The organism is Promineifilum sp. (SeqCode), assembly GCF_041918635.1.
In the GTDB taxonomy this organism is placed as follows: domain Bacteria; phylum Chloroflexota; class Anaerolineae; order Promineifilales; family Promineifilaceae; genus Promineifilum.
This window is the reverse complement of the sequence record NZ_JAYRVJ010000040.1, coordinates 1-2,956: the sequence shown is the minus strand read 5'-3', so window position 1 is coordinate 2,956 and position 2,956 is coordinate 1. Positions and strand designations below refer to the sequence as shown.

Annotated in this window: 5 protein-coding genes; 2 read left to right on the top strand and 3 right to left on the bottom strand. The window is 63.8% G+C overall.

The window, feature by feature from the left end:
• The 3 genes from ACE3UY_RS01320 to ACE3UY_RS01310 all read right to left on the bottom strand — a co-directional run.
• Nucleotides 1–287: DNA-formamidopyrimidine glycosylase family protein (locus ACE3UY_RS01320; protein ID WP_374685747.1), on the bottom strand; the 287-nt coding region annotated here is incomplete at its 3' end.
• A gap of 9 nt (nt 288–296) precedes the next feature.
• The gene (locus ACE3UY_RS01315; RefSeq protein ID WP_374685746.1) at nt 297–707 is read right to left on the bottom strand and encodes a hypothetical protein; all 411 of its coding nucleotides are present in this window, start codon (nt 705–707) and stop codon (nt 297–299) included.
• Nucleotides 704–1,066 carry a DUF5678 domain-containing protein gene (locus ACE3UY_RS01310; protein WP_374685745.1) on the bottom strand — a complete coding sequence of 121 codons (363 nt, stop codon included), beginning with the start codon at nt 1,064–1,066 and terminating at the stop codon, nt 704–706. The genes ACE3UY_RS01315 and ACE3UY_RS01310 overlap by 4 nt, the downstream gene beginning before the upstream one ends.
• Before the next feature lie 62 nt (nt 1,067–1,128).
• Between ACE3UY_RS01310 and ACE3UY_RS01305 the strand changes: the two genes are divergently transcribed.
• Nucleotides 1,129–1,794: a hypothetical protein gene (locus ACE3UY_RS01305; RefSeq protein ID WP_374685744.1), complete on the top strand. Its 666-nt coding sequence runs from the start codon at nt 1,129–1,131 to the stop codon at nt 1,792–1,794.
• A partial coding sequence (locus tag ACE3UY_RS01300) for a DUF2270 domain-containing protein (protein WP_374685743.1) occupies nt 1,791–2,956 on the top strand: 1,166 nt, incomplete at its 3' end. The genes ACE3UY_RS01305 and ACE3UY_RS01300, both read left to right, overlap by 4 nt.

Here is a 2,956-nt window from a genome sequence, read left to right as displayed (position 1 = left end):
GTGTGGGCGTAGGGGTCGGGCGGCGTCTGGGCCGGGACGACCGACAGGTGGCCGGTCATCTTCAGGTGGATGATGAGCGTCTCGTCGTCGCTGAGGGTGAAGACCAGGTACTTGCCGCGCCGCTCAATGGCCTCGATGCGCCGGCCGGCAATGCGCGCCGCGAACTCGTCCGGCGGCGGGAAGGCGATGTGGCGCGGCCAGTCGTTGCGCGCCTCCACAATCGTCCGCCCCACCAGCGGCCGGCGTAGGGCGCGGACGAAGGTTTCGACTTCTGGCAGTTCAGGCATGAAGTTGAATCATTCTCGACGCAATCGTTGGATGAGCCTATCGTCAGGGATGGTAAGAAAGCGCTCTGGGCCATCAAGGAAGAGGGATAGTTTGTTCAATACGTCACGGCCCAATATCACTTCATCAGCATCTTTGTCGGCAATGACTCGGATACCGGGCAATGCTATGTGGTCGATGTACACATCCACGAAATAAAGAGGCACCACCTTGCGTTCCCCGGTGATACTGACCAGCCAGCCGGGCGCAGTCTCCTCTGCTTCGAGTTCCAGTAGTTGCGTCAGCGGGACCAGTGAGGCATCGGAGCCGGTATCAACAAGGGCCGGCAGTGCATCACTGAAAATGTCACTGACGGGTGAATAGAGCCGGATGTTCAGGATAGGGATCGGAGGCCGGTATTGAGTATTGTAAGGTTGTTTCACGGCCCAAGTCGCTTGCTCAATCGAGTAAAGACCTGTTCTGGTTGATCAGTCACCTCGACGATCAGGATCGGCAAGTCGCCATACTGCCGTCGCAGGCGAGCATAGAGAGTGCCCCCATCGGCGTCATGGTCAAGCACTTGGCCGTCACGTAGGGCAACAAAGCTGCCGGCGTACTGCTGGTGGAGTTCGGAATGGTGGGCGCGGAAGCGTTCCATCTCACCCAACAGGTAGTGGTGGCGTTGCTCTCGTAAGTAATCGACAATGAGCTGCTCGACAATAGCGCCGACCGACTCGCCACGCTCGGCAGCCAGTTGTTGCAGGGGTCTAAACAGTTCGGCCGAAACTTCGATTCCTGACATAGCTCTATTGTACCAGTTACGACGACAGCATTCTATTCTTCTTTTGCGCTACAATAGAGTTTATGTACCCGGAAGACCGCGTCCTGATCGCTTACGTCCCGCGGCCGTCGGACTTCGACATCATCCGACGCGAGGGCTGGTATCGCATCCCGCAACGCTTCGCTCCCAAGGGGCTGCACGCCGAGATCATCGCCTTCTACTTCAGCAGCAAGTTTGGCGAGGAGAAGTGGGCCATCCACTACTATGCCCGAACGACCGGCCACGAACTGGCCCGCCGCCGCGACCTGCTGCCCGATGAACCCGACCACCCCCGCGCCGACGATATCTACTACAAAGTCCAGCTTGGCCCGCTCCAGAAACTCGCCCAACCCATCGTCAGCCTGCGCTGGCGGCGCGTGACCTTCATCCACACCACCTGGGACCGCTTCCAGGACGCGACCGAGATCAACGATCTGTTCATCGAGGGCGGCCCCTACGTGGATCGGCTCTACGCCACACTGAAGGAGCGCGGCATCCATGCCGAGCGGGATTACCGCGTGGCCGAAGAGGGGCCGGAATACGTCGTCGCCCTGTCCGTGCCCACGCGCGACGGCCGGGTCAACGTGCCCTACGGCGACCTGCCGGACGACGAAGGGGCGTTGATGGCCCTGGCCGACGCGGTGGCGCGGGAGATCGCGCGGCAGGGCGGGGTTGCGCTGCCAGGCGATAGAGGAGAAGAAGTCACGTGACCGACGCGAGTAAGCCAAAGGACGAGGCCGCCGCGCCATCCCCCAGCCCGGCCGCGGCCGCCGGGGCGGCAGCGGGCGCAGCGGCCGGCGCGGCAGCGGGTGCAGCGGCCGGCGCCGCCGCCGAAGCTGCCGCTACCGGAACCAGCTACGAGCCAGTGTGGACGTTCCGCGGCTACAAGATGCGGCCGTCAGAGTTCAACACGGCCATGGTGCACTACTACCGCGCCGAGATCCAGCGCTCCAACGTCTGGCGGTCGCGGCTGGACACGACGACCAACTGGGCCGTGGTCACCGTGGCCGCCTCCATCACCTTCATCTTCGCCGAGCCGGGCAACCACTGGGGCGTCTTCCTGCTGGTCATGCTGCTGGTCGGCCTCTTCCTGCTCATCGAGGCCCGCCGCTACCGCTACTATGAGCTGTGGAGCCTGCGCGCCCGCCTGATGGAGACCGACTTCTTCGCCGCCATGCTCGTGCCCCCCTTTGCCCCCCACGCCGATTGGGATGAGACGCTGGCCGAGTCGCTGCTGCAACCGGAGTTTCCCATCTCGCGCCTGGAGGCGATCGGCCGCCGCCTGCGCAACAACTATCTGGCTATCTTCCTGATCCTCTTCCTGGGCATCCTGCTCAAGCTCTTTCTTCACCCCGTTCAGGCGCGATCCTTGCGGATCATGCTGGAGCGGGCCACGATCGGCCCGTTGCCCGGCGAACTCATCCTGATCGGGCTGCTGGCGTTTCTGGTGGTGCTCTTCCTGATGGCGCTGATCACCCGCACCCTGCACGAGGCCAGCGGCGAGGTGATGCCCAAGTACGACCTCCAGGACTTCCTGGGCAACCTGTGGCCCGGCCACAGCGATCAGGAGGAAGACACCGACATCGCCTCGGTCTGGTCGCGCCTGAGCCGGCGGTCGCGCCGCCGGTCGCAGGTGCTGGCCCTGGTCGTGGCCGCCAACCCGGCGGCCGTGGCCGACCGCATCATCCGCGAACTGCACCGCGGGGCGACGGCGCTGCACGGCCGCGGCATGTACCTGAAGCAGGAGCGCGACGTGCTCCTGGTCGCCCTGACCGTGACCGAGATCGAGTACCTGAAGGGCATCGTCCACGAGGAAGACGCCCACGCCTTCATCACCATCATCCCCGCCAACGAGATCGTGGGCCAGGGATT

What these genes read in the sequence shown, in the direction of transcription:
- ACE3UY_RS01310 (WP_374685745.1), bottom strand. Translation starts at nt 1,066, where the DNA reads ATGTCAGGAATCGAAGTTTCGGCCGAACTGTTTAGACCCCTGCAACAA.
- ACE3UY_RS01305 (WP_374685744.1), top strand. Translation starts at nt 1,129, where the DNA reads ATGTACCCGGAAGACCGCGTCCTGATCGCTTACGTCCCGCGGCCGTCG.